Origin of the sequence: Marinobacter sp. MA (assembly GCF_048298425.1) — a bacterium.
In the GTDB taxonomy this organism is placed as follows: domain Bacteria; phylum Pseudomonadota; class Gammaproteobacteria; order Pseudomonadales; family Oleiphilaceae; genus Marinobacter; species Marinobacter salsuginis.
In genome coordinates, this window is record NZ_CP103058.1 from 2,048,796 (window position 1) to 2,069,513 (window position 20,718).

21 protein-coding genes are annotated in these 20,718 nt (G+C 56.9%); 8 read left to right on the plus strand and 13 right to left on the minus strand.

Annotated elements, in window-relative coordinates; translation table 11 throughout:
* Positions 1 to 61: 61 nt before the first annotated feature.
* The 5 genes from NUW46_RS09535 to NUW46_RS09555 form a co-directional block, all read right to left on the minus strand.
* The gene (locus NUW46_RS09535) at positions 62 to 1,342 is read right to left on the minus strand and encodes an ABC transporter substrate-binding protein (protein WP_418141941.1); all 1,281 of its coding nucleotides are present in this window, start codon (positions 1,340 to 1,342) and stop codon (positions 62 to 64) included.
* Positions 1,343 to 1,577: 235 nt separating this feature from the next.
* Entirely contained in the window at positions 1,578 to 2,867 is a 1,290-nt protein-coding gene (locus tag NUW46_RS09540; protein ID WP_418141942.1) for an ABC transporter substrate-binding protein, read from the minus strand.
* Entirely contained in the window at positions 2,864 to 4,252 is a 1,389-nt protein-coding gene (locus NUW46_RS09545; protein WP_418141943.1) for a sigma-54-dependent transcriptional regulator, read from the minus strand. The genes NUW46_RS09540 and NUW46_RS09545 overlap by 4 nt, the downstream gene beginning before the upstream one ends.
* Positions 4,252 to 5,859, minus strand: a complete 1,608-nt coding sequence (locus tag NUW46_RS09550) for an ATP-binding protein (RefSeq protein ID WP_418141944.1) — start codon at positions 5,857 to 5,859, stop codon at positions 4,252 to 4,254. Before NUW46_RS09550 ends, NUW46_RS09545 begins: the two co-directional genes overlap by 1 nt.
* A gap of 175 nt (positions 5,860 to 6,034) precedes the next feature.
* Positions 6,035 to 6,634, minus strand: a complete 600-nt coding sequence (locus NUW46_RS09555; RefSeq protein WP_418141945.1) for a DUF938 domain-containing protein — start codon at positions 6,632 to 6,634, stop codon at positions 6,035 to 6,037.
* 27 nt (positions 6,635 to 6,661) lie between these two features.
* On the opposite strand from NUW46_RS09555, the gene NUW46_RS09560 reads away from it, so the two are divergent.
* A complete protein-coding gene (locus tag NUW46_RS09560) occupies positions 6,662 to 7,255 on the plus strand; it encodes a GNAT family N-acetyltransferase (protein WP_418141946.1) in 594 nt (197 codons plus the stop codon).
* Here the strand turns inward: NUW46_RS09560 and NUW46_RS09565 are convergent.
* On the minus strand, positions 7,252 to 7,527 hold the full coding sequence (locus NUW46_RS09565) for an acylphosphatase (protein ID WP_349343260.1): 276 nt from the start codon (positions 7,525 to 7,527) through the stop codon (positions 7,252 to 7,254). The two genes, NUW46_RS09560 and NUW46_RS09565, sit on opposite strands and share 4 nt — an antisense overlap.
* 85 nt (positions 7,528 to 7,612) lie before the next feature.
* Here NUW46_RS09565 and NUW46_RS09570 point away from each other — a divergent pair, with 85 nt between their 5' ends.
* Positions 7,613 to 8,386 (plus strand): fructosamine kinase family protein, encoded by a 774-nt coding sequence (locus NUW46_RS09570; RefSeq protein WP_418141947.1) that lies wholly within the window; start codon positions 7,613 to 7,615, stop codon positions 8,384 to 8,386.
* On the opposite strand, the gene NUW46_RS09575 is transcribed toward NUW46_RS09570, so the two are convergent.
* From NUW46_RS09575 to NUW46_RS09585, 3 genes are all read right to left on the minus strand, one after another.
* Positions 8,383 to 9,330, minus strand: a complete 948-nt coding sequence (locus tag NUW46_RS09575) for an AEC family transporter (RefSeq protein ID WP_418141948.1) — start codon at positions 9,328 to 9,330, stop codon at positions 8,383 to 8,385. The two genes, NUW46_RS09570 and NUW46_RS09575, sit on opposite strands and share 4 nt — an antisense overlap.
* 151 nt (positions 9,331 to 9,481) lie before the next feature.
* A complete protein-coding gene (locus NUW46_RS09580) occupies positions 9,482 to 11,815 on the minus strand; it encodes a molybdopterin cofactor-binding domain-containing protein (protein ID WP_418141949.1) in 2,334 nt (777 codons plus the stop codon).
* Positions 11,812 to 12,273, minus strand: coding sequence for a (2Fe-2S)-binding protein (locus NUW46_RS09585; protein WP_069185050.1), 462 nt, complete (start codon positions 12,271 to 12,273; stop codon positions 11,812 to 11,814). The genes NUW46_RS09580 and NUW46_RS09585 overlap by 4 nt, the downstream gene beginning before the upstream one ends.
* A gap of 161 nt (positions 12,274 to 12,434) precedes the next feature.
* Between NUW46_RS09585 and NUW46_RS09590 the strand changes: the two genes are divergently transcribed.
* Positions 12,435 to 12,839, plus strand: a complete 405-nt coding sequence (locus NUW46_RS09590; protein ID WP_069185051.1) for a DUF1330 domain-containing protein — start codon at positions 12,435 to 12,437, stop codon at positions 12,837 to 12,839.
* Between the two features lie 11 nt (positions 12,840 to 12,850).
* Here the strand turns inward: NUW46_RS09590 and NUW46_RS09595 are convergent, their stop codons facing one another.
* Together NUW46_RS09595 and NUW46_RS09600 are read right to left on the minus strand one after the other, a co-directional pair.
* Entirely contained in the window at positions 12,851 to 13,180 is a 330-nt protein-coding gene (locus NUW46_RS09595; protein ID WP_418141950.1) for a branched-chain amino acid transporter permease, read from the minus strand.
* Positions 13,173 to 13,877, minus strand: a complete 705-nt coding sequence (locus NUW46_RS09600; RefSeq protein WP_418141951.1) for an AzlC family ABC transporter permease — start codon at positions 13,875 to 13,877, stop codon at positions 13,173 to 13,175. Before NUW46_RS09600 ends, NUW46_RS09595 begins: the two co-directional genes overlap by 8 nt.
* Before the next feature lie 168 nt (positions 13,878 to 14,045).
* Here NUW46_RS09600 and NUW46_RS09605 point away from each other — a divergent pair, with 168 nt between their 5' ends.
* The 5 genes from NUW46_RS09605 (at position 14,046) to pgsA (ending at position 19,196) form a co-directional block, all read left to right on the plus strand.
* Positions 14,046 to 15,665, plus strand: coding sequence for a methyl-accepting chemotaxis protein (locus NUW46_RS09605; protein ID WP_418141952.1), 1,620 nt, complete (start codon positions 14,046 to 14,048; stop codon positions 15,663 to 15,665).
* An 84-nt stretch (positions 15,666 to 15,749) separates the two neighbouring features.
* The gene (locus NUW46_RS09610; RefSeq protein WP_209397743.1) at positions 15,750 to 16,001 is read left to right on the plus strand and encodes a hypothetical protein; all 252 of its coding nucleotides are present in this window, start codon (positions 15,750 to 15,752) and stop codon (positions 15,999 to 16,001) included.
* Positions 16,002 to 16,101: 100 nt separating this feature from the next.
* Positions 16,102 to 16,764, plus strand: a complete 663-nt coding sequence (gene uvrY / locus NUW46_RS09615; RefSeq protein ID WP_069185056.1) for a UvrY/SirA/GacA family response regulator transcription factor — start codon at positions 16,102 to 16,104, stop codon at positions 16,762 to 16,764.
* Positions 16,748 to 18,610 carry an excinuclease ABC subunit UvrC gene (gene uvrC / locus NUW46_RS09620; RefSeq protein ID WP_418141953.1) on the plus strand — a complete coding sequence of 621 codons (1,863 nt, stop codon included), beginning with the start codon at positions 16,748 to 16,750 and terminating at the stop codon, positions 18,608 to 18,610. Before uvrY ends, uvrC begins: the two co-directional genes overlap by 17 nt.
* Positions 18,611 to 18,617: 7 nt before the next feature.
* On the plus strand, positions 18,618 to 19,196 hold the full coding sequence (gene pgsA / locus NUW46_RS09625; protein WP_305966111.1) for a CDP-diacylglycerol--glycerol-3-phosphate 3-phosphatidyltransferase: 579 nt from the start codon (positions 18,618 to 18,620) through the stop codon (positions 19,194 to 19,196).
* On the opposite strand, the gene NUW46_RS09630 is transcribed toward pgsA, so the two are convergent.
* The gene (locus NUW46_RS09630) at positions 19,129 to 19,782 is read right to left on the minus strand and encodes an ABC-type transport auxiliary lipoprotein family protein (RefSeq protein ID WP_418141954.1); all 654 of its coding nucleotides are present in this window, start codon (positions 19,780 to 19,782) and stop codon (positions 19,129 to 19,131) included. The two genes, pgsA and NUW46_RS09630, sit on opposite strands and share 68 nt — an antisense overlap.
* Positions 19,779 to 20,717 carry an MlaD family protein gene (locus NUW46_RS09635; RefSeq protein WP_418141955.1) on the minus strand — a complete coding sequence of 313 codons (939 nt, stop codon included), beginning with the start codon at positions 20,715 to 20,717 and terminating at the stop codon, positions 19,779 to 19,781. The genes NUW46_RS09630 and NUW46_RS09635 overlap by 4 nt, the downstream gene beginning before the upstream one ends.
* Between the last annotated feature and the right edge of the window lies 1 nt (position 20,718).

Sequence of the window (20,718 nt, forward strand, 5' to 3'; positions counted from 1 at the left end):
TCGTTGGAAAGCCTCATCGGGACCGGGTGGTCCCGATGAGCATGTTGCTAGATCAGTGGATTCAGTTGCACTCGGCACCTGGCATGCCGGCTTTGATCCACTCTACGGTCTCTGCGCCTTCCGGCGGGTTGACGCAATCTGCCGGGTAGCGGGTAATGTCGGTAAAGGTGATTTCACCGTCTACTCGCTTGAGGCGGCCGTAGACCATCTCTGTTGCAGCCTGATGACCGTTACCACGGCTCATCTCAACCCGGCCGCCCGGGCCGTCAAATTCGAGACCTTCGAAGGCAGTGATCACCTCTTCAGTAGATGCACCGACTCCAGCCTTATCCTGGGCCAGCTTGAGGCCAATCAGCGCATGAGCCATGTGGTAGGCAGGGAAGGTGGGCGGCGTGCCGAAACGCTCAGTGAACTCGGTCTGGAACCAGGTGTTTAGTTCGCTCTCTGGGGCAAACGGACCGAAGGGGCCACGGGCACCTATGATGGCGCCGTCCGGCAGGTGCTCGCCAAGACTGTTGAGTGCTGTTTCGCCCGCAGTGAAGATAACCTGGTTGTCCGCCAGCAGACCACGAGCGGCCGCCTGGAGTACGAACGCGTCTGTGTCACCGCCCCAGAAAGAGGTGTGAATTACGTCTGCGGAGTTTACCTGTAGAGCAGAAATTTCGGCACCGTACTGGCCCGCGAACAATTTGGGGAACTGTTCTGTTGTGATCTCAATATCACCGCCACGCAGGACCTTCAGAGTCTCAGTGAAGTCGCGCCAGCTGTCGTGACCCCAGGAGTAGTTCTGGTTGATGCCTGCGACAGATTCCAGGTCGGGAATGTTTTCATGAACGTAGCGGGCCGCCGCGATGTTGTCCATGCTGGCGGTAGAGTGGGTGCGGAAAACATACTCGTAGTCAGCTTCCTCGAAGACCCGAGGAGTGCCGCAGTCGAACAATACGGTGAGCATCTTGAGTTCTTCAGCGACAGCCGGGATGGCCAGACAGTCACCGGAGGAAATATAGCCTACAACCGCATCGACGCCATCGCGCTCAACAAGGTTTCGAAATTCGGAGGTTTGTTTTGTTGCTCCACCAGCTTCGTCAACGTAGACAGGCGTGATCATTCGACCGTCAATTCCCTTGCCTTCGATAGGGGCGGGAAGTGTGCCGTCGTTGATAGCATCGATTACCAGGTCCGCAGCGTTCTTTGCGGGAATTCCGAAAGGCCCGGAAGCTGCGCCTGAAAGAAAGGTTACAAGGCCAAGTTTGTACTCTTCATTGGCGTAAACGTTGAGGCTCATGGCACCTGTCGTCATGGCACAGGCGACCGTCGCTGCGGTAAGCAGGGGACGTTTCATATCAGATCTCCAGACTGTTGTTCTTGTGTCGTTTGGTTGGACCACCAGTATTGTTTTTTTCCGGTGTCCTGCCCGACGTTTTCAAGCCGGCCTGTGACTGATTGCACGCCCTATGCCAGAAATTCTATCTTCTTAACTATATGTTTTTATTGGAAATAGAAATCGGCATCAGATTTTATGAAGTCGATGAGCGGAATGCGCTCATGTTAGGTGAGCGTAAATGAGCGGATTCCGCTCATTGTGTTATCGAGTGAACTTGCTCGTAATCAGACGGGTAATAGATTCGCCAATTACCCAGCATTACCTTTGCGGGAGGAAAGCGAGGGTCCTCTACCGTCTCACCAATCGCCATTACTTGGCGGATTTGATGGGTAACCGGATCCATCGAGGATTGGAAACCTGGCGGATCCTCTGGAGTGGTCAGGCTCAATTGTTCAAAAGCTTTCTCGATGTTTTCAAGGTTTGTGTAGTCACCCCCTGCCTGGCGGGCTGCTTCGGCGATTGCGAGTATGCCGGTGAATGCACCTTGTGCTCCGGAGGAGGGGTAGTAGCCGGCCTGCCGCTGAAATTCCTGAACAAACCACCGGTTAAAATCTGTTTCTGGCCAGTTGTTGTGATGCCGGGATGCAAGTAACAATCCCAGAGGCATGCGATTGCCCAGGTGAGCAAAGATCTCGTAATCGCCACCTTTTTCAAAGTTGGCGAAGCGGGAAACATCAAACAGCCTGGTGTCAGTCGCCTGGGTGACAAAAGCGACGAAATCACCTCCCCACAAGCTATTCACGACCAAATCCGGTTTTTGTCGGATCAGCTCATTGATGTAGTGACTGTAGTCTGGCTCGCTTAAACGGGGCCAGAGCGCACCAGCAATCTCGTAATCTACGCCCAGTTTATTCAAAGCTTCTCGAAAATCGGCCCATACCTGATAACCGTACTCGTAGTCCGGACCCAGGTAGGAAATTCGAAGCGGTTTTTTCTTCAAGTGGTCAGCAAAGTAGTCTCTGATAAACAGCGCTCCGGCTGTCATCGATTGGCGGGTGTCGTTCGTCACGCGGAAATAGCGATCGTGGAAAAATTCATCGGTGAGTCTGGACGAAGCGTGGTCTGTACCAACAAAAAATGCATCCGCGGAAGCGGCAATTTCGGTCACCTGAATCGCAACTGACGAATTAACAACGCCACAGAGGAATGTCGCCCGCTCTTCTTCAATGAACCGCTTGGCAATCGTAACGGCGGTTGAACGTTTGGATTTGGTATCACCGAGCAAAACCCTGAGACGCGGTAGTGTCGGCACCCCCTGCTGTTCAATGTATTGAAGCGCGAGCCGTATACCTACCACTGAGTCCCGACCCAGGACCCCAGCTCGCCCGGACATGGGGTAAAGGCACCCAACAACAATATCCGCAGTGTCCTCGCTTGCCCCCAGAGACTCCAGCGCCTTGGATGGCATTGCAAATGTGACAAGAACCAACTGACAGATTGCAACCAGGATGCCGATAAATCGGCTGCGGGAAATCGGGATCACAGTTCGTCTCCGGTGAGCCCCAGTTTCTGCATCCTTCTTTTCAAGGCATGTCTGGATATTCCAAGGGAATTTGCAGCTTCGCCTTTGCGGCCGTTGGATTGCGCCAATGCGTCCAGAATGCACTGGGCCTCTCGTTTTGCGATTTCACTGGTCAAGGATCCATGGCTTTCGTTGCTGGCCGAATCCTTTCCGGTCATCAGGGGGGGTATTTGATCAGATGAGCCGATGATTTCGGGCGGTAGTCGATCAACGCTAATGCGCTCACCAGCATGCAATATGGTGAGTCGTTCAATGGTGTTGCGGAGTTCCCGGATATTTCCCGGCCAATCATAATTACAGAGTCTGGTGAGGGTTTCGGGTGTAAGCCTGATCGGCTTGCAGCCCTCTTGCGCTGCCAGCTCCGTGACGAAGTTCGATGTCAAAACCGGGATATCGTCCTTGCGCTCAGCCAGAGACGGGATCGTCAGTGGCATAACGTTCAGACGGTAGAATAGGTCCTCACGAAATGTTCCCGCTTGGGCTTCTGTCTGCAGATCTCTGTTACTGGCTGCTATTACACGCAGATCCGCGTCAATCTCTTTTTGACCGCCCACTGCGCGAAAACGGTGAGTCTCGAGGAAGGTTAATAATTTTGCCTGCAGGGTTAGCGGCAGCTCACCGATTTCATCCAGGAAAAGAGTGCCCCCGTTGGCTAACTCAACCAAGCCTGTCCGGCGTTTGTCGGCACCGGTATAGGCTCCTTTCTCTGCGCCAAACAGTTCAGCTTCCAGCAGGTTTTCAGGCAGCGAAGCGCAATTTACGGATACGAACGGCGCGGCTTTGTCTTTTGTGGCGTGTAAAGCTTTCGCAATGAGGGTTTTCCCGCTGCCCGATGGTCCCTGGAGAAGTATGGTGCGCGCAGAGCTCTTACCGATTCGCTCGACTTGATCGAGCAGCTTTTGCATGGCTAAGGAGTGGCCAACAAGGCCATGAACTTCAGATTCCCGCTCTCTCCGATATGCCACTTCCTCTGTAAGTTGGCGATGTTTGTGATTGCGCTGAATTAAAAGAATCAGTTCGTCCAGGTCAAACGGTTTGGTGATGTAATCCTGTGCGCCTTTTTTGACCGCCTCGACCGCAGCGCGAGTATCGCCATGGGCCGAAATCATGATCGTGACGGGCGGGGCAGGAAGTGCCTGGACCTGGTCGAGAACCTCAAAACCGGATTGGTCAGGCAATTTAAGATCGAGCAAGACCACGTCTGGTGTTTGTTTTTCAATCTCGGCGAGACCGCTTTTTCCGTCGTAAGCGGCGAAAACCGTCATTTCTTCTTCTTCGAGTGAAAACATCAGACTACTGACAAGATTTTTCTCGTCATCGATGATGAGGACGGTTGGCTTTCGCATTAAACTGTTTCCTGGTTCTCGTTGTTCAGATAAAGCGGCAGTTTCAGAGTGACTTTCAGACCTTCGCCGGAAACGCTCTGGAAACGAAGGTTTCCTTGATTGGCCTGCGCGAGCTGTCTGCAAATGGCCAGGCCTAGGCCAGTGCCGTTGGTTTTCGTTGTGAAAAACGGCTCTGTCAGGTGGCTCAGGTGGTCTGCGCTTACACCAGGGCCGTTATCGCTGACAGAAACATAAACTGCCAAGCCCTGCTGTTTGGTTCTTATGGTAACTCGGCCCCCAATACCTTCCATCGCCTGAATTGCGTTCATCACCAGATTCATCACTATCTGGCGGACCTGTGCCGAATCGGCCCACGCGTAAACAGGCTCGTGCTCGACTTGTACCAACTCGATCCCATGACGATGCGCAACGGCATCGGCAAGAATTTTAACTGTTTCAACAACGTCGATAATATTGACCTTGTTCGCCTTGGCTTCTCTGGGGCGAGCATAATCCAGGAGCAGTTGAACAACATCATTTACTCGGTCGATTTCATGGTCAACTGACTCCATTAATTTTTGGCGTTTGGGATCCGACTCCTTCCGTGACAGGGCCTGAATGGTAGTTTTGATGGTGGCGAGAGGGTTTCTGATCTCGTGCGCGACACCGGCGGAGAATTGCCCCAATATGGCACGTCGCTCAACGTCAACCATGCTTTTCACCAGTCGACGAAGACGAAGCCGCATACGCTCAAGAGCGAAAGCCAGATAACCTATTTCCGCCGTACCCTCCGTGTGTAGCGGAGTATCGAAATCTCCGCCAGCCACCCTGTCAGCTCCCTCAATCAGCGGCGTAACCTGCTTTTCCAATCTTCTGGAGAGGTGACGGGACAACAGGATAACGGCTAGAGCTGCTCCAGAAGCCAGAAAGATTAACCCGAATCTTGCGGATTCCAGGGGCCCTAACAACGGGTCGCCCAACCATTGAAGGCGTATGTGCCAGCCTTCGATAAAATCGTTTGAATCGATGTCTTTAGCGGAAGAGGAGGAGTCTCCGGGTATGTTGCCTACGGCAGTTATCGGCACGTCTTGGGGGGTTACGACAAGAGGGTTCTGCAAGCCAGTGAGGCTGAGGTCCTTTACCTGATCGGTGAGGCTTGCAAGACGGACAACCAGACCTACCCAAGCCTCCGGGGTTGGATTAAGCCCCGTCGGACTGAGTCTGAGAATAAACCAGCCGGGCCGATTCTCAGTTGGCAGGGCGGGGCCGATGATTTCTCCGTTGGCAAACGGAGTGAGAGGTAGCTGATCTAATGCCACTTGATCCAGCAACGTTTGTGTCAGGTACCACAAAGGAACCTCAAATCTGGAGGGTTTTACGACTACCCCGTACAGATGAGGACTATCGAGGGCCTGGCGAAGCTGTGTCATTACCTCCGCACCTGGCTCCTCATTGGGGCTGGCCGTGGTTAACCACTCGAAAACCTCAGGTATGTCGGCAAGAGCCTCAAGCTCATAGATTCGCTCCTGGAGAAAAGTTCTCAAGAGGTTCTCGGCACCAGCAAGTCGTGCGTTTGTTCGACTTTCAGTCACCTTTTCAAGTGCTTTCACATACTGGGTGTCATACATGAACGCCAGGACGATAAGTGGCACGAGGGCAATTAACAGTGCGCTGAACAGATATCGTCTTGCCAGGCCATTCCGACGGAGCACCCTCAAGCGAGGCGGAGTCGAGGCGTCATGTTTTATTATGCTTTTCATGGAGCGATCATATCGGTAGTTGAGCGGTCTTGGAATCGACCTGCTACTTCCTCCAAACCAACAACCGATTATTAGCCGGCATCCCAAAATCTTCTTCAAGAACCAACCCGGTTTCTCTACCCAGCGCCTTCAGATCCTCCATATCCCGTATCCCCATATGCAGCGCCTGCGTTCTTAGCGACAGATCAAACCGCGCGTTGCTCTCACTGGTGTGCCGGCCGCCATAGCTGAAAGGCCCATACAGACAGAAGATTCCCCCTATCGGCAACACCTCCGAGACACCGCGAAACATTGCCTGAACCTCCCGCCAGCCCATGATATGGGCGGTATTGGCAGAAAACACGCCGTCGATGGCGGGCAGATCGGCCCAGCTTCTACCAAGCACGTCCAGGGCCAGGGGCGCGTTGATATTGGTGAGCTCCGAGTCATCGATCCACGCCCGAGAGAGCTGGGCATTGTTGGGATGATCGGTGGGCTGCCACAACAGGTGCGGCAAGTGGCTGGCAAAGTGCACCGCGTGCTGGCCGGTGCCTGTGCCAATCTCCAGAATGGTGCCTGGCTGTTTGAAAAGTGCCCTCAGTTTTTCCAGAATCGGCGCTTTATTGTTTTCGCAGGCTTGGGAAAACGGCTTGTCCTGTTGCATGCTCGACCTTTTGAAAGGGGGTAATAGATGGCGGTATCGATGATCCGGCTCAGCGGCGATCAGATTAACCCATACATTGATGATCTCGCACGTCTGCGAATCGAAGTATTTCGCAGCTTTCCCTACTTGTACGACGGCGATATGGGCTATGAACGTAAGTATCTGGATACCTATGCCCGTTCGCCAGAGAGCCTGTTCGTTCTGGCAATGGATGGGGAGTCGGTTATTGGTGCCGCAACGGGTATCCCGATGGACCACGAAACAGAAGAATTCAAAGGCCCGTTTATCGAGCAGGGTTATGAGCCGGAAAAGATTTTCTATTTCGGCGAGTCGGTGCTGCTGCCGGACTACCGGGGGAAGGGCATCGGTGTGGCCTTTTTTGACCACCGGGAAGGCCATGCCCGGGAGCAGGGCCGTTTCACACACTGCTGTTTCTGCGCCGTCGAGAGGCCGCTGGATCATCCGCTGAGGCCGTCGGATTACCAGCCCCTGGACCAGTTCTGGCACAACCGCGGATACCGGAAAGTACCTGCGCTGGCCACCACCTACACCTGGAAAGATGTGGACCAAGCGGAAGAAACCGCCAAGCCAATGACCTTCTGGCTCAGGCGAATCTATTAACGCACGCTGAAACTGCTGAACTCGCCGGTCGGGGACTCCTGGGCAATATCGACCGCGTCCACCCGGGCATCCGGTGGCCCTTCGGCGCACCACGCTTTCAGCTGATCCAGTCGGTCTTCGGGACCTTCGGCGACAATCTCGACCCGTCCATCGGGCAGATTGCGGGCGAAACCCGTGAGGCCAAGGGAAGAGGCCTTCTGTTCCGTGGAAGCGCGGTAATAAACCCCCTGTACCCGGCCGGATATCAGAAGTTGCCAGCGTTTGGTATCCATGGTTTGCCCCCGCTCGTTGTGTCATGTCAGTCTTCATTTCAATCTACCGGTTCGGGCATCACAACTTCAAGGAGCGCGAAAGTCGATGGTCAATACCTACCTGAAACACAACGCCACTGATTATGCTGATGCCCTGATCTGTGAAGCGGAGGGGTTGGAACGCCTCGCCAGCGCACTCGATGAGGCCGGGGTGACGGGCATTGGCGTCCCGCGCGTTCACCGGGTGGATGAAAATGAACTCGAAATCACCGCCATACAGTCGTCAGGTGCCTCGGATCGGGCTCGCGAGGTCCTGGGTGAAGGGCTGGCGAGAATGCACGCTTTACGTCAGAAGGCCTACGGCTGGGGACGGGACAACTACATTGGCCTGTCGCCGCAACCCAATCGCTGGTGTGACAGCTGGGGTGAATTCTTTGTTCGGGACCGCCTTGGCTACCAGGTCTCCCGTATCCGTGATACGGGCCAGAGGAGCCGTTTCCAGAAGGTTCTGGATGAGTGCGGAGGCACGTTGATTGATTGGCTGAACGCGCACTGTGAGCACCCGAGCCTGCTCCACGGCGACCTTTGGAATGGCAATGTACTCTATGGCGCAGACGGCCCCTGGCTGATTGATCCGGCTGTTTACTGCGGTGACCGCGAGGCCGATATTGCCATGACCCAAATGTTTGGCGGCTTTGGGGAAGCGTTCTACCGGGCCTACGACGCGCACTACCCACGAACAGCGGTGTATGGCACCAAGCGGGATGTCTACAATCTCTACCACTATCTGAACCACTACAACCTGTTCGGCGGCGGATACCTTGGGGGATGCCAGGCGGGGTTTGTTGTTGTCGAGGCTATTGGCCGCGGTGAGGCCTAGATCAAACCCGCGCTGCGAAGCACAAACACCCCCAGAGTTACGGTAATACTCGCCAGCAGGGTGGTCAGCGCAATGATATTGGCCGCCAACCGGTCATTACCGCCCAATGCCTTAACCATCACGAAACTGGCGGCCGCCGTCGGGCTGGCGAAGAACAGGAACATCAGGCCCAGCTCGGAACCCCGAAAACCAGCCAGCCACGCCCCAGCTGTGCAGAGCGCTGGCAATATCACCATCTTGAGCAGGCTGGACCCCAGCGCCGTCTTGCTGTCGCTGCGGATGGCGCTCAGGGAAACCGTGGCGCCAATGCACAGCAGCGCCAGGGGCAGGGTGAGCGAGGCGAAATAGTCGCCGCTGGTCATTACCCAGCGTGGCAGCGTGATATCCAGGGCGGCAAAGGGGATGGCCACAAAGACCGCCAGGATGAGGGGATTGCGGACGATGTCGTGGAAGATCTTTGTCCAGTCCGTTGTCTGACCCGGCTGGTAGGCCACCAGCACGATCACCGAGAGAATGTTGTAGGAAATAATCACCAGGCCAAGCAGGATGCCCCCTGCCGAAAGGCCAAAGTCGCCGTAAAGATTGGCGGCCAGAGCCAGGCCGACGATTCCGCAGTTGCCCCGAAAGGCCCCTTGTACGTAAACCCCTCGATCTTCCCGAACCACGCGCCACCGGGCCCAGAGCCAGGTTATGGCAAAGCTGGCCAGTGTCGCTGCCAGGTAAAACACCAGAAGCCCGGGGTTGAACGCGGTATCCAGGTCGGCCCGAATGATGCTCAGAAACACCAGGGTTGGCAGCGTGGCTTTGAACACCAGTGCGGAGGCGGTATTCACAAACGCATTGTCGATCCAGCCAATCTTCCGAAGCCCCAGGCCGATAAACACCATGGCAAACACGGGCAGTGTGGTTTCCATGGTTTGCAGGAACAGATCGATCAGGGTCATCAAGGGTGGCCGTTCGGTCGAGGGAAGTGAAGAGATCCAGCCGGATTATAAGCGGGGAGAAAGCTAGGATGCTATGGGAATACCACGAAGGTATGGGCCGGAAAGAAAATAGCCAATAAAAAATCAGGGCCCCAGAGGGCCCTGATCGGTTTTACCCTTTAAGCTGGTCGCCAACCGGCAACCGCCTGATGCGTTTACCGGTAGCTGCATAGATCGCGTTGCAGAGCGCCGGCGCTACCGGGGGCAGGCCAGGTTCACCTACGCCCCCCATGGCCTCACCCGGATTGTCGACCAGATGGACCCTCAGGGTTTTAGGGGCGTCCGGCATACGCGGGATCAGGTATTTGTCGAAGTTACCCTGCTGCGCCACGCCGTCTTCAAAGGTCACCTCGCTTTGCAGCGCGATGCCGATGCCCATCACGATGGCGCCTTCCAACTGGGAACGAATTCGCTCCGGGTTGGCCTGGGGGCCGCAATCGAAGGCGATGTCTGCCCGGTGAATGGTTAGCTCGCCCTGGTCATCCACTTCCACGTCAAACACGATCGCGGTGTAGGAGACAAAGCTGTGGTGAAACGCCAGGCCAAGACCTCGGCCTTTACCCATGGACTTGCCCCAACCGGCTTCGCTGGTCGCGCGCTCAACGACGTTGCGCATTCGGCCAATATCGATGGGGTAGAGGTCCGGGTCTTCGCCATAGTTCCAGCCATCACCCACCGTCAGGTTGTGGATCTTCCGGTCCGGCCCGAGCAGGTCGAGTACGTAATCCCGATGGTCCTTGCCGGCCGCCACTGCCATTTCATGGGCAAAGCTCTGGATCGCCCAGGCATGGGGCAGGTTGTAGACCGAGCGGAACCAGCCAATGCGCACATGAGCGGGTGCAGGCGGGTTTTCCAGCCTCAGGGCAGGCACCGAGAACGGCATGGTGTTAAAGCCCATGCCCAATTCAAACTCACCCTTGTGCTTCGGGTCGGGCGCGAACAGCGAGCCGATGCTCGGTGACAGGGTCCGGTGTAGCCAGCCTGTGGCCTGGCCATTATCGTCCAGCCCGGCCTCCAGATAATCGACAGACACTGCATGGAAGTAAGCGTGGTGGATATCGTCTTCGCGCGACCACTGCAGCCTCACGGGCCGGCCTTTGAAAGCCTCGGCAATACTGGCCGCTTCAATGGCGAAATCCGGCTTGGATTTCCGCCCGAAGCCGCCCCCAAGCAGGGTAACGTGAACGGTGACATTCTCTGCATCAAGGCCGAGCCGGCCGGCGACCGTATCGCGGGTTGCTTGCGGATTCTGGACTGGCGCCCAGACTTCGGCCTTGCCGTCCTTGATTTGTACCGTTGCAACCGGAGGTTCCATGGGTGCCTGGGCCATGTGAGGCATGTAATAGGTGGCGGAGACATGCTTGGCGGCATTTTCCAGAGCTTTATCCAGATCGCCATGCTGGCGGACCACCGTGCCGGGCTGCTGCGCTGCCTTTTCCAGAGATTCTCGATAGGCGGACGAGGTATAACTGGCGTTGTCTCCGGCAGCCTCCAGATCCCAGTCGATCTTCAGTGCTTTGCGTCCTTCCATGGCGGCCCAGGTATTGGACGCCACCACGGCAATCCCACCGAGTGGACTGAAGCCAGCGGGCTGGCTAGTACCCTCAACCTTCATTACCTTCTCGACGCCGGGCACCTTAAGGGCTTCGGTATCATCGAAGCTGGCGACGGTTGCGCCATAAACGGGTGGACGTGCAATCACGGCATAGAGCAGGTTCTCAAACGGCACATCTGCCCCATACACCGCTTTACCGGTCACGATATCTTCGCCGTCGATCGCTTTCGGGTAAGCCGATTTCAGCTCGCCGTTGATCAGACCGGTTTCCTTGCCGACGAATCGAAGCTCTTCATCGCGCTTGAGTTCCAGTGCATTGCGCCCGGGAACCTCGAGGTCCCTTGCTTTTGCGGCAAGTTCCCCAAAGCCGAGCTCTTTGCCAGAGGATCTGTGAACGACTTTATGTACACCGGCCTGAACGTCACTGGTCGAAACGCCCCACTCATTGGCGGCGGCTTGTTCCAGCATCTGCCTGGCGGCTGCTGCGGCGCGGCGCATCGGCTGATACCAATGGCGCATACTGCGCGAACCGTCGGTGTTCTGGTTGCCGTATTTGCTGTGATCGCCTTCGGCCTGTTCGACTCTCACCTGGTCCCAGTCAGCGCCAAGCTCGTCAGCACCGACCATCACCAGACTGGTACGGATACCCTGACCCATTTCAGACCGGTTGTTCACGATGGTAACGAGGCCATCGGCATCGATATGGATAAATACGTTGGGGTCGTCGACCCAGCCGCCGGGCATGGCCCCGGCACCAAATTGAGCTTTTTCATTGCCACCCAGGGCCACATCCCATCGGGCTGCGAGCACCAGGGCAGAGCCGCCGGCCAGGCCCATCAGGAACCGTCGACGGCTCACGTTGGCAATCATCAAGTTGTCATCGGCGCTCATGCTTCACCCTCCTTGCCGGAAGCCCGTTCAATTGCAGCAAGGATTCGGTTGTAGGTGCCGCAGCGACAGAGGTTGCCTGCCATGGCGTCAACAATTTCTGCGGTTTCGGGATTCGGTGTCTGTTTCAGCAAAGCGGTCGCGTTCATGATCTGGCCACCCTGGCAGTAACCACACTGGGCGACACCGAGGTCGAGCCAGGCCTGCTGAACCTTGCTGCCAACCGGGTCGTCAGCCATGGCTTCAATGGTGGTGATCTCGCCGGTGGCGGCAGAGACCGGGGTCACGCAGGAGCGGATTGCTGTTCCGTTGAGGTGTACCGTGCAGGCGCCGCACTGGGACATGCCGCATCCAAACTTGGTTCCTTTGAGGCCGACAACGTCGCGGATCACCCAGAGCAAGGGCATGTTATCGGGAACGTCGAGCTCATAGCGCTCGCCGTTAATCGTGAGGGTAGCCATATCGTCCTCTCATTTATGAGTTTTGCGTCTCCTTCACTGTAGCCTTACGAAGAAAGAAGGCAAAAAGAGCAAACTGAATGAAAGGTAATGAAATCGCTTGCGCGTACGCCTCCGGCCTGGGCTATAGTAGGCCCCGGAAACACGAGAAGAAGAGGATAAGGATGGACGCCGTTAATCCCACTCCCGAACAGCTGCAGAAAGTCCTGGCGGATACCCCGAAAGACCAGCCTGTCGTCATGTTGAATCTGCTGCGCTTCCGCGACCGGGCCAACTACAAGGAAGAGGCACCGGAGCGGACCGGTCGGGAAGCCTACACGCTCTACATGGAAGAGGCCGCTGCCTGCGTAAGATCGGTGGGCGCAGAAGTCATCTGGTCCGGCCGCAGCGTTGGATCACTGATAGCCCCCCCTGATGAATCCTGGGATCAGGTACTGCTGGTCCGCTACCCGTCAATCGACGCCTTCATGGCCATGATCGAGAGCCCGGAATACAAAGGCGTGGTCAAGCACCGCACCGCCGCATTGCAGGATTCCCGGCTGGTCGCCAATCTCGAAAACAGGGTGTAAACCCGGCCGGGTCAGAGCCCGGCTTGCTGTATGGCCATGTAGCTGATGGTGCCCGTAGCAATGGAGAGCAGGGCGTTGCGGCGCCAAAGGTGAATGATAACTACCAGGGCGCCCGGCAACAGGGCATCAAAGCCCATCCATGCACCTGACCAGTCCGCCGAACGTTGCAGGAACACCGTTGCCAGCAGGGCCATCACCGCCGCAGGTAAATAGCGCCCCAGGTGTCGGACCAGCGGGTGTTCCGTATGCCGCTCGAAAAACAGGAAGGGAATCACCCGTGTGGCGAAGGTGGCGAGTGCCGCCACCGCTATGAAGGCTGCCAGATAGCCGGATTCACCCATGACTGCTCTCCTTGTGCGGCGTTTGCCCTCGACTTCTCCGGTATTCCAGTAAGAGCACGGCTGTAACGAGTGCGATCGCCCCAATCAACTGGTGCGCTGGTGGCAATAACAGCATGGCAGCACCCGCCGCCGCGGCCCCAAGCCAGATGGGGAAGCCTTCGCCCAGAGCCTTGAACTGCTCCAGAGTAAGAACAATGAACAAAGCCACCAGCGCGAACTCGATGCCCGTGCTGTCAAAGGCGACGTTGTCACCAAGCAGTGCACCGATTGCGCAGCCTGCTACCCAATAGCACTGATTGAACCCTGTAATACGGAAATCCACCTCCTGCTCATGAGCCCGGTCGGTTCCGCGCGGGCGACTGGTAAGCAGGGAATAGGTTTCATCCGTTAAACCGAAAATCAGGTACAGCTTGCGCCAGCCCGCCCCCTTGAACTGGCCAAGCAATGAAAGCCCGTAGAACAGATGGCGGGCATTCAGAACAAACATCGCGATGAATACTTCCAGCAGGCCGGCGTTAACCGCCAGAAGACTCACAGCCAGTATCTGGCCGGCGCCAGCGTAAATCACCAGGCCCATCAGAGGTGCTGCCCACCAGGCATAGTCGAGCTGGGTGGCAAACAGCACGCCAAAGGCCATGCCCAACGGTAAGTAGCCGAACAGAATGGGTAAGGTGAGTCGAAAGACGGACTGGTTCATTAGCATCCAAACGGTCTGAAAGCGGCGATCATAGTGAATAAGGGGATTTATTTGAAGTGGTTAACACGATTCTCGGTTGGTTGGGATAAAAAGCTGACAGATTTGATGCAATAAAAGTGTCATAAAATCGGCATACCATCCGCGGCATAGCCCGCTTTTGGAGTTGTCATGTTCGGCACAGTAAGAACCCGGATCCTGTTTTTCGCCTTTCTATCAGTCTTCGCCCTCGCCGGGCTTGCCGCGCTGTCCTGGAGCATCATCCTGAAAGCCGAAGATGCCTCCAAAACCCTGATTCAGACCAACCTTAACGAAGCCTGGCTGCTGGCGGATCTGGAACAGGACCATCGCCACCTTCAGGATCTTGCCTACAAGATCAAAGCCCAGCTTTTACTCTGGGATGAAATCGAGACCGAGTTCAGTCGATTGGAAAGCACATTGCCGCAAAATTGGCAGACACTTGAAGCAGAGCCGGGCCTGCGCCAGTGGGCAGAAGCACACCGTGAGGATTTCGAGCGGGTACTGGCGCTTATCGCCCGGATGGGAGAAGGCATTGCCGAGAAAAGCTATTACCGTGTTGGTCAGGTGGTGGATTTCGATCTGTTCCCGGCCATGGAGCCAATGCTCGCAGCCATCGCCGAGCGCCAGTTTCAGAGTCGAGCCTCAGTATCCGAGGGCGCCGACGAACTGCTGTCGTTTCTGGCCGGTCAGCAGAGCTTCCTGATTGCAGGCTCCGTGTCCTTCCTGCTCATCGTCATCATCATGACCTGGTGGCTGAGGCAGTCGGTGATTTTGCGCTTGCAGGGTATGCAGAACGACCTGGCCGAGATGGAGAAGAACGCCGATCTTACTCGTGTGCCCGTCCTGAAAGGTCGGGACGAGGTGGCTGGTGTGGCCAGAGCGCTGGGTGGATTGGTCTCCCGGTTCGAGCACTTTATCGCAGACATTCGCTCAGCGGCCGGAGGTCTTGATGAGCGTTCCGGGGCCCTGGATAACGGTGCCGAATCGCTCCAGGCGGCCTCCGAGCAAACCCGGAAGCAGATCAATGACGTGAGCCAGTCCATGGCCGCCATTGCCGATCAGGCCTCAGCTATAGAGCGGGCCACAGACGAATCGGCTAACACCGTGAAATCCGCAGTAGCAGCCAACGAAGAAGTGCAGAGTCGATTGACCACAAGCGAAGAGGCTGCGGAACACACGGTGGATGTGATTTCCCGCGTTTCTGGCTCCATCCACGCCCTGAACGAATCCACGGGCAAGATTGAGCAGGTTATCGGGGTCATTGCCGACATTGCCGAGCAAACCAACCTGCTGGCGCTCAATGCCGCCATCGAGGCCGCTCGCGCGGGCGAACATGGTCGCGGCTTTGCGGTGGTGGCCGATGAGGTTCGGACCCTTTCTCGCCGCACCTCTGACTCTACCCGGAATATCTCCCAGTGGCTGCAGGACCTGGTATCCGGGGTCAGCGGTGTTGATGAGCTTCTGGAAGAGATGCGCGATGCCGGCAGCAGCAACCGTGAGCATCTGGCCGCACTCAAGGGTCACCTCCAGTCATTGCAGGGCCAGTTTGTGTACCTCGAGAATCACAGTGCCGAGATCAGCTCCGCCGTTGCCATGCAACGGGATGAGATCGGGCGGGTCGGCCGTCGATCAACAGCGCTGGACGAAAGCGCCGATTTCCTGATCGAGAGCGTCGAGCAAACCCGGACCATCAGCGAGGCGCTGAGGCAGGAGTCCGTATCCATGCGCCAACTGATCGCTCGTTTTCGCACCGCCGAAGAACCTGCCTGAACAACGACTGCTTGCCCGGAAACCAAATCCGGGCTTCTACCTTTCCGTCATACCTCGTAACATGGTGGCGTCACAGGAGGTAGTATGACTGACAGCCCTGAAAACCAGCCAGAGCAAGATCCCCGGCAGGAAAAATTCATTGTTGATACCGAGTTGCTGACCGAAGACCAGCTCCAGGGCCTGGTGGAGGAATATTGCACCCGGTACCACGGCCTGAACGATACTGAAAACCCCATGGGCGAGCAGAGCAGGGTGATGTCTGCGGTGCGGCGGGGCGAGTTGGTGGTCTGGTTTGACCCGGTTGAGAATACCGCCGGTCTGGGTGTGCCGGGTTAGGCGTCAGGTCTGTCACGGTATTTATGTTTGCACCTACCCGGGGCCGGAACTAAACGTTACAATCGCGCTGTTTTCCCGAAAGCCGTGTGCGAGGTGAATTTTGATCAGGGTACTGGTTGTAGATGACCATGAGCTGGTGAGGTCCGGCATTACCCGGATGCTGGCTGACAACCCGGACATTGAAGTCATCGGGCAGGCGTCATCCGGCGAGGACGCTATCGATTTTGTTCGCCAACAGCGTCCGGATATTGTGCTCATGGATATCCGCATGCCGGGTATCGGGGGCCTCGAGGCAACCCGTCGTATCCTCCGCATTGATGATTCCATTCGTGTGATTGTGGTCACCGCCTGCGCAGACGATCCCTATCCGACACGCGTCATGCAAAGCGGCGCCACCGCCTACATCACCAAAGGTGCTGATATCAAGGAAATGGTCCGCGCCATCCGTATGGCCCATACCGGTCAGCGCTATATCAGCCCGGAAATCGCCCAGAAGATGGCCCTGAAGCAACTGGGCGGCGGTGATCGGGATGAAGACGGCGAGCTGTCGCTGTTCGACCGGCTGTCCGAACGGGAAATGCAGATTGCCATGATGGTGGTGGATTGCCAGAAGGTGCAGGATATCTCCGACAAACTGTGCCTGAGCCCCAAGACAGTGAACAGCTACCGCTACCGGATCTTTGAGAAACTGGAAATCTCCAGTGATGTTGAATTGGCCCTGATGGCAGTGCGGCTCGGGTTGCTTGATGCCGACAAGGTCTGAACCTGAAAGCACCCACATCGGGGAGTTTGACAGCAAGAGCTTCCTGAAACAGTTGACCGAGCGGCCCGGCGTCTACCGAATGTACGACGAGGGTGGCTCGGTTCTTTACGTGGGCAAGGCCCGCAACCTTAAAAAGCGGGTTGGCAGCTACTTCCGCAAGACCGGCCTGGCGCCCAAGACCGAAGCCCTGGTTGGCAAGATTGCCTCCATTGAAGTGACCATCACCGGCAGCGAAACCGAAGCACTGCTGCTCGAGCAGAACCTGATCAAATCGTTACGGCCGCCTTACAATATCCTGCTTCGTGACGATAAGTCCTATCCCTATATCTATCTGTCTTCCCACAGCGATTACCCCTCGCTGACCTTTCGTCGTGGACGCACCAAGAAGGGCGGCGGCACTTGGTTCGGGCCGTTTCCGAGCTCGGGTGCGGTTAAGGAAAGTCTTAATGTATTACAGAAGATTTTCCGCATAAGGAACTGTAGTGAAAGCTTTTTCAGGAATCGAACAAGGCCTTGCCTGCAGTACCAGATCAACCGTTGCACGGCACCTTGTGTTGAATACATAACGCCCGAGGAGTATCAGCAGGACATCCGCCACGCCACCATGTTTCTGGAGGGCAAGAACCCTGCGATCCTCCATGATTTGATGAACGCCATGGAGGCAGCCTCGAAGAATCTCGAGTTTGAAAAAGCCGCCGCCTATCGGGATCAGATCAATCACTTGCGCCACGTGCAGGAGCAGCAATCCATCGAAGGCGAGGGCGGCGACGCGGATGTCATTGCCATTGCCCAGGATGCGGGTGTGGTCTGCATCGTGGTAATCATCGTGCGCGGTGGTCGTGTACTTGGCACCAAGGACTACTTCCCCCGCTACTCTATCGAACAGACCGAAGGCGAACTGCTCAGCGCCTTTCTTGGCCAGTACTATTTCGGGGGCAACACCCGCCGGGAGATTCCTCGGGACATCCTGGTGCCGGTTGAGGTGGAAGGTCAGGAACTGTTGGCCCAGGCCCTCAGCGAGTCCGCAAACCGGGAAACCCGGATTCGCGGCAATGTGCGGGGTGAGCGGCGCCGGTGGCTGGAACTGGCGATGACCAACGCCCGCCAGACCCTGCTTACGCACCTGGCGAGCAAGGAGACCGTGTACCGGCGCCTGCTGGCATTGAGGGACCTCCTGGAGCTGGCAGAAACCCCGCAAAGAATGGAGTGTTTCGACATCAGCCACAGCCACGGGGAAAATACCGTCGCATCCTGTGTGGTTTTCGATGAGAATGGCCCCCTCAAGAGCGATTACCGCCTGTACAATATTGAGGGTGTCACCGCCGGCGATGATTACGCCGCCATGCGACAGGTGCTTACCCGCCGCTACAAGCGGATGGTGTCCGGGGAGGGCAAGCGCCCGGATCTGGTCTTCATCGATGGTGGTAAAGGGCAGTTGAATATTGCCCGGGAAGTGTTTGATGAGCTTGAGATTTCCGATATCCCGCTGATTGGTGTTGCCAAGGGAGTGACCCGTCGTGCAGGCATGGAGCAGCTGATTGACGCCATGACTGGCGATGTGTTCCGGGTGCCGGCCGATTCACCGGCGTTGCACCTGATCCAGCACATCCGGGATGAATCCCACCGGTTTGCGATTACCGGCCACAGGGCCCGGCGCGACAAAAAGCGCCGGCAGTCTACACTGGAAGGCATTGAAGGCGTGGGACCGAAAAAACGTCGCGACCTGATCCGGTATTTTGGCGGCATTCAGGAACTCCGCAAGGCCGGGGTTGATGAGATGGCCAAGGTGCAGGGCATCAGCAAATCACTGGCCGAAACCATATACGCAGCATTGCACGACGAGTAAGGACAGCATGAATCTACCAAACATCCTCACCCTCTCCCGCATCATCATGATTCCGGTGTTTGTGGTGATTTTTTACCTTCCGGTGGGGTGGAGCTACCTCGTGAGCGCGGCCATTTTCGGGTTGGCGGCGGCCACGGACTGGCTGGACGGCTATCTTGCCCGCAAACTCAACCAGAGCACGCCTTTCGGCGCATTCCTCGACCCGGTTGCAGACAAGCTCATGGTGGCCGTTGCGCTGGCTGTGCTGATCGAGGAACACTCGGCGATCTTGCTGACCATTCCGGCTACGGTGATTATCGGCCGTGAAATCGTGATTTCCGCTTTGCGGGAGTGGATGGCAGAAATCGGCAGCCGTGCAAGTGTGGCAGTCTCCTACATCGGGAAGATCAAGACCACGGCCCAGATGGCAGCCATCGTGGGCTTACTGGCCTTCCCCCCTGGCGTGCTCTGGGCCAATGTTGCCCTGGCGCTGCTCTATATCGCCGCGATTCTCACACTGTGGTCCATGGGTCTCTACCTCAAGGCTGCGTGGTCTGATCTGTTTCCCGAGAAGGCCTCAGCCGAGGCGGATAGTCACAGGTCGTAGCCCAGTCAATCACCCTGTCGGCCAGCTGGCTGCCAGCGGTTCCGAACGCCTCAACAATCTGGTCAACCGATGTGCCCGGCGCCGGCTCAACAATCCGGACGGTACGTGTGCACAAGGTGGCCCTCGAACGATTGTGAATCATCTGCAGATGCAGCTCGATAACCACCTGGGGGCCGGTGTCCGGGGTTTCGGAGTTAAAGGCCGATATTTCGGTCACCAGGGTCAAGTCAGCCTGTGCAGGATTGGTATCGGTGATGACGTTTGTGTAGGCGCCACTCTGGCGAAGGCTGGCAACCAGGGAATCCCGGACAACCACAGGCGCCGTATCCCTCCAGCGAACGCCCTCATAGGCCCGAAACTCCTGTGGTATGGGCTTTGCCAGAATCAGCGAGCCATTGAAGGGCTCTGAGGCGTAGGGTGTATCCACGCGAAGGGATGCCTGAACCGTTTGCTCGACCGCGGGAATTGGCTGTACCAACGCCAGGCCCATAACCCTGGGTGGTTCGGGGTTCGGAAACACCGTACAACCACTGGCAAAGGCAGCGCCCAGGAGAAGCGCAACGCTTTTGATTGACCTCAATGTCACTGTGCCATCTCCTTCATGGTTTCATTACCGAATAGCGTGCCCGTGGGGTCCTGTTCCAGCCGGTGAGTGAACTGGTTCAGGCTGCGCAGGGTTGCCCTAAGCTCCCGAAGCGCGGGTGCCAACTCGCCCATGCCTTGAAGCCCGGCATCCATGGCACCCTGATTGTCACGGGTCAGCTCATCAATTCGCCCAATGGTAGTGGTGATTACCGCCAGGGCTCTGTCCATGGATTCCAGAACCCGCTGACCATCAGTTTGCAGCAGTTCGTTGGCATTATCCGATACATTGGACACCTTGATGGCGGCTTCTTCTGCGCGAATGGCGGCAGCGTCGAACTGTTCAAGCAGGGCGGTCAGCTGATCCCGGCGGTCGAGCAGGGCATCCGTGGCCTCGCGCGTGTTTCTCAGAATCGCAGAGGCGTTTTCAATATTGTCACCGGAGAGCAACTCGGTGGCACTGGTAAGCAGCTGGTCTGCCTTGGCCAGCAGTTGTTCGCTGTTGGCCAGCAGATTGTTGAACGCCGAGGGCTCGGCAAAAATAACCGGCGGGTTGTCCCGGTCGCCCTTCAGCACGGGCTGGTCGGGGCTCCCACCGCTGAACTGGACGCTCATGCTGCCGGTAATGTTGGCAAGCACCATGCCGGCCTTGGTGTTCTCGCGGATGGGAATCGACTGATCAACCCGCACCAGAACCCTCACATGGGCCGGATTGTTCGGATCGAGGTTCAACTCCATGACATCGCCAATCTGCACGCCGTTATAAAGCACCGGATTACCCTCGGACAGGCCGCCAACTGCCTGCTCGAACACGATCTCATAGTAGCCCCATTCCCGATCGGCAGAGGATTTCGCCAGCCACAGCGAAAAGATCAGTGCGGCGGCGAAGGCCAGGATGGTAAACAGGCCAATGATCAGGTGATGGGCCCTCGGCTCCATG

Excerpts from the sequence above, each read along its gene's own strand:
- pgsA (WP_305966111.1), top strand. The coding sequence starts at position 18,618 with ATGAATCTACCAAACATCCTCACCCTCTCCCGCATCATCATGATTCCG.
- NUW46_RS09560 (WP_418141946.1), top strand. The coding sequence starts at position 6,662 with ATGGCGGTATCGATGATCCGGCTCAGCGGCGATCAGATTAACCCATAC.
- NUW46_RS09545 (WP_418141943.1), bottom strand. The coding sequence starts at position 4,252 with ATGCGAAAGCCAACCGTCCTCATCATCGATGACGAGAAAAATCTTGTC.
- NUW46_RS09550 (WP_418141944.1), bottom strand. The coding sequence starts at position 5,859 with ATGTATGACACCCAGTATGTGAAAGCACTTGAAAAGGTGACTGAAAGT.
- NUW46_RS09635 (WP_418141955.1), bottom strand. The coding sequence starts at position 20,717 with ATGGAGCCGAGGGCCCATCACCTGATCATTGGCCTGTTTACCATCCTG.
- NUW46_RS09555 (WP_418141945.1), bottom strand. The coding sequence starts at position 6,634 with ATGCAACAGGACAAGCCGTTTTCCCAAGCCTGCGAAAACAATAAAGCG.
- NUW46_RS09610 (WP_209397743.1), top strand. The coding sequence starts at position 15,750 with ATGACTGACAGCCCTGAAAACCAGCCAGAGCAAGATCCCCGGCAGGAA.
- NUW46_RS09590 (WP_069185051.1), top strand. The coding sequence starts at position 12,435 with ATGGACGCCGTTAATCCCACTCCCGAACAGCTGCAGAAAGTCCTGGCG.
- NUW46_RS09575 (WP_418141948.1), bottom strand. The coding sequence starts at position 9,330 with ATGACCCTGATCGATCTGTTCCTGCAAACCATGGAAACCACACTGCCC.
- NUW46_RS09585 (WP_069185050.1), bottom strand. The coding sequence starts at position 12,273 with ATGGCTACCCTCACGATTAACGGCGAGCGCTATGAGCTCGACGTTCCC.
- uvrC (WP_418141953.1), top strand. The coding sequence starts at position 16,748 with ATGCCGACAAGGTCTGAACCTGAAAGCACCCACATCGGGGAGTTTGAC.
- NUW46_RS09570 (WP_418141947.1), top strand. The coding sequence starts at position 7,613 with ATGGTCAATACCTACCTGAAACACAACGCCACTGATTATGCTGATGCC.
- NUW46_RS09600 (WP_418141951.1), bottom strand. The coding sequence starts at position 13,877 with ATGAACCAGTCCGTCTTTCGACTCACCTTACCCATTCTGTTCGGCTAC.
- NUW46_RS09580 (WP_418141949.1), bottom strand. The coding sequence starts at position 11,815 with ATGAGCGCCGATGACAACTTGATGATTGCCAACGTGAGCCGTCGACGG.
- NUW46_RS09565 (WP_349343260.1), bottom strand. The coding sequence starts at position 7,527 with ATGGATACCAAACGCTGGCAACTTCTGATATCCGGCCGGGTACAGGGG.
- NUW46_RS09595 (WP_418141950.1), bottom strand. The coding sequence starts at position 13,180 with ATGGGTGAATCCGGCTATCTGGCAGCCTTCATAGCGGTGGCGGCACTC.
- NUW46_RS09535 (WP_418141941.1), bottom strand. The coding sequence starts at position 1,342 with ATGAAACGTCCCCTGCTTACCGCAGCGACGGTCGCCTGTGCCATGACG.
- NUW46_RS09605 (WP_418141952.1), top strand. The coding sequence starts at position 14,046 with ATGTTCGGCACAGTAAGAACCCGGATCCTGTTTTTCGCCTTTCTATCA.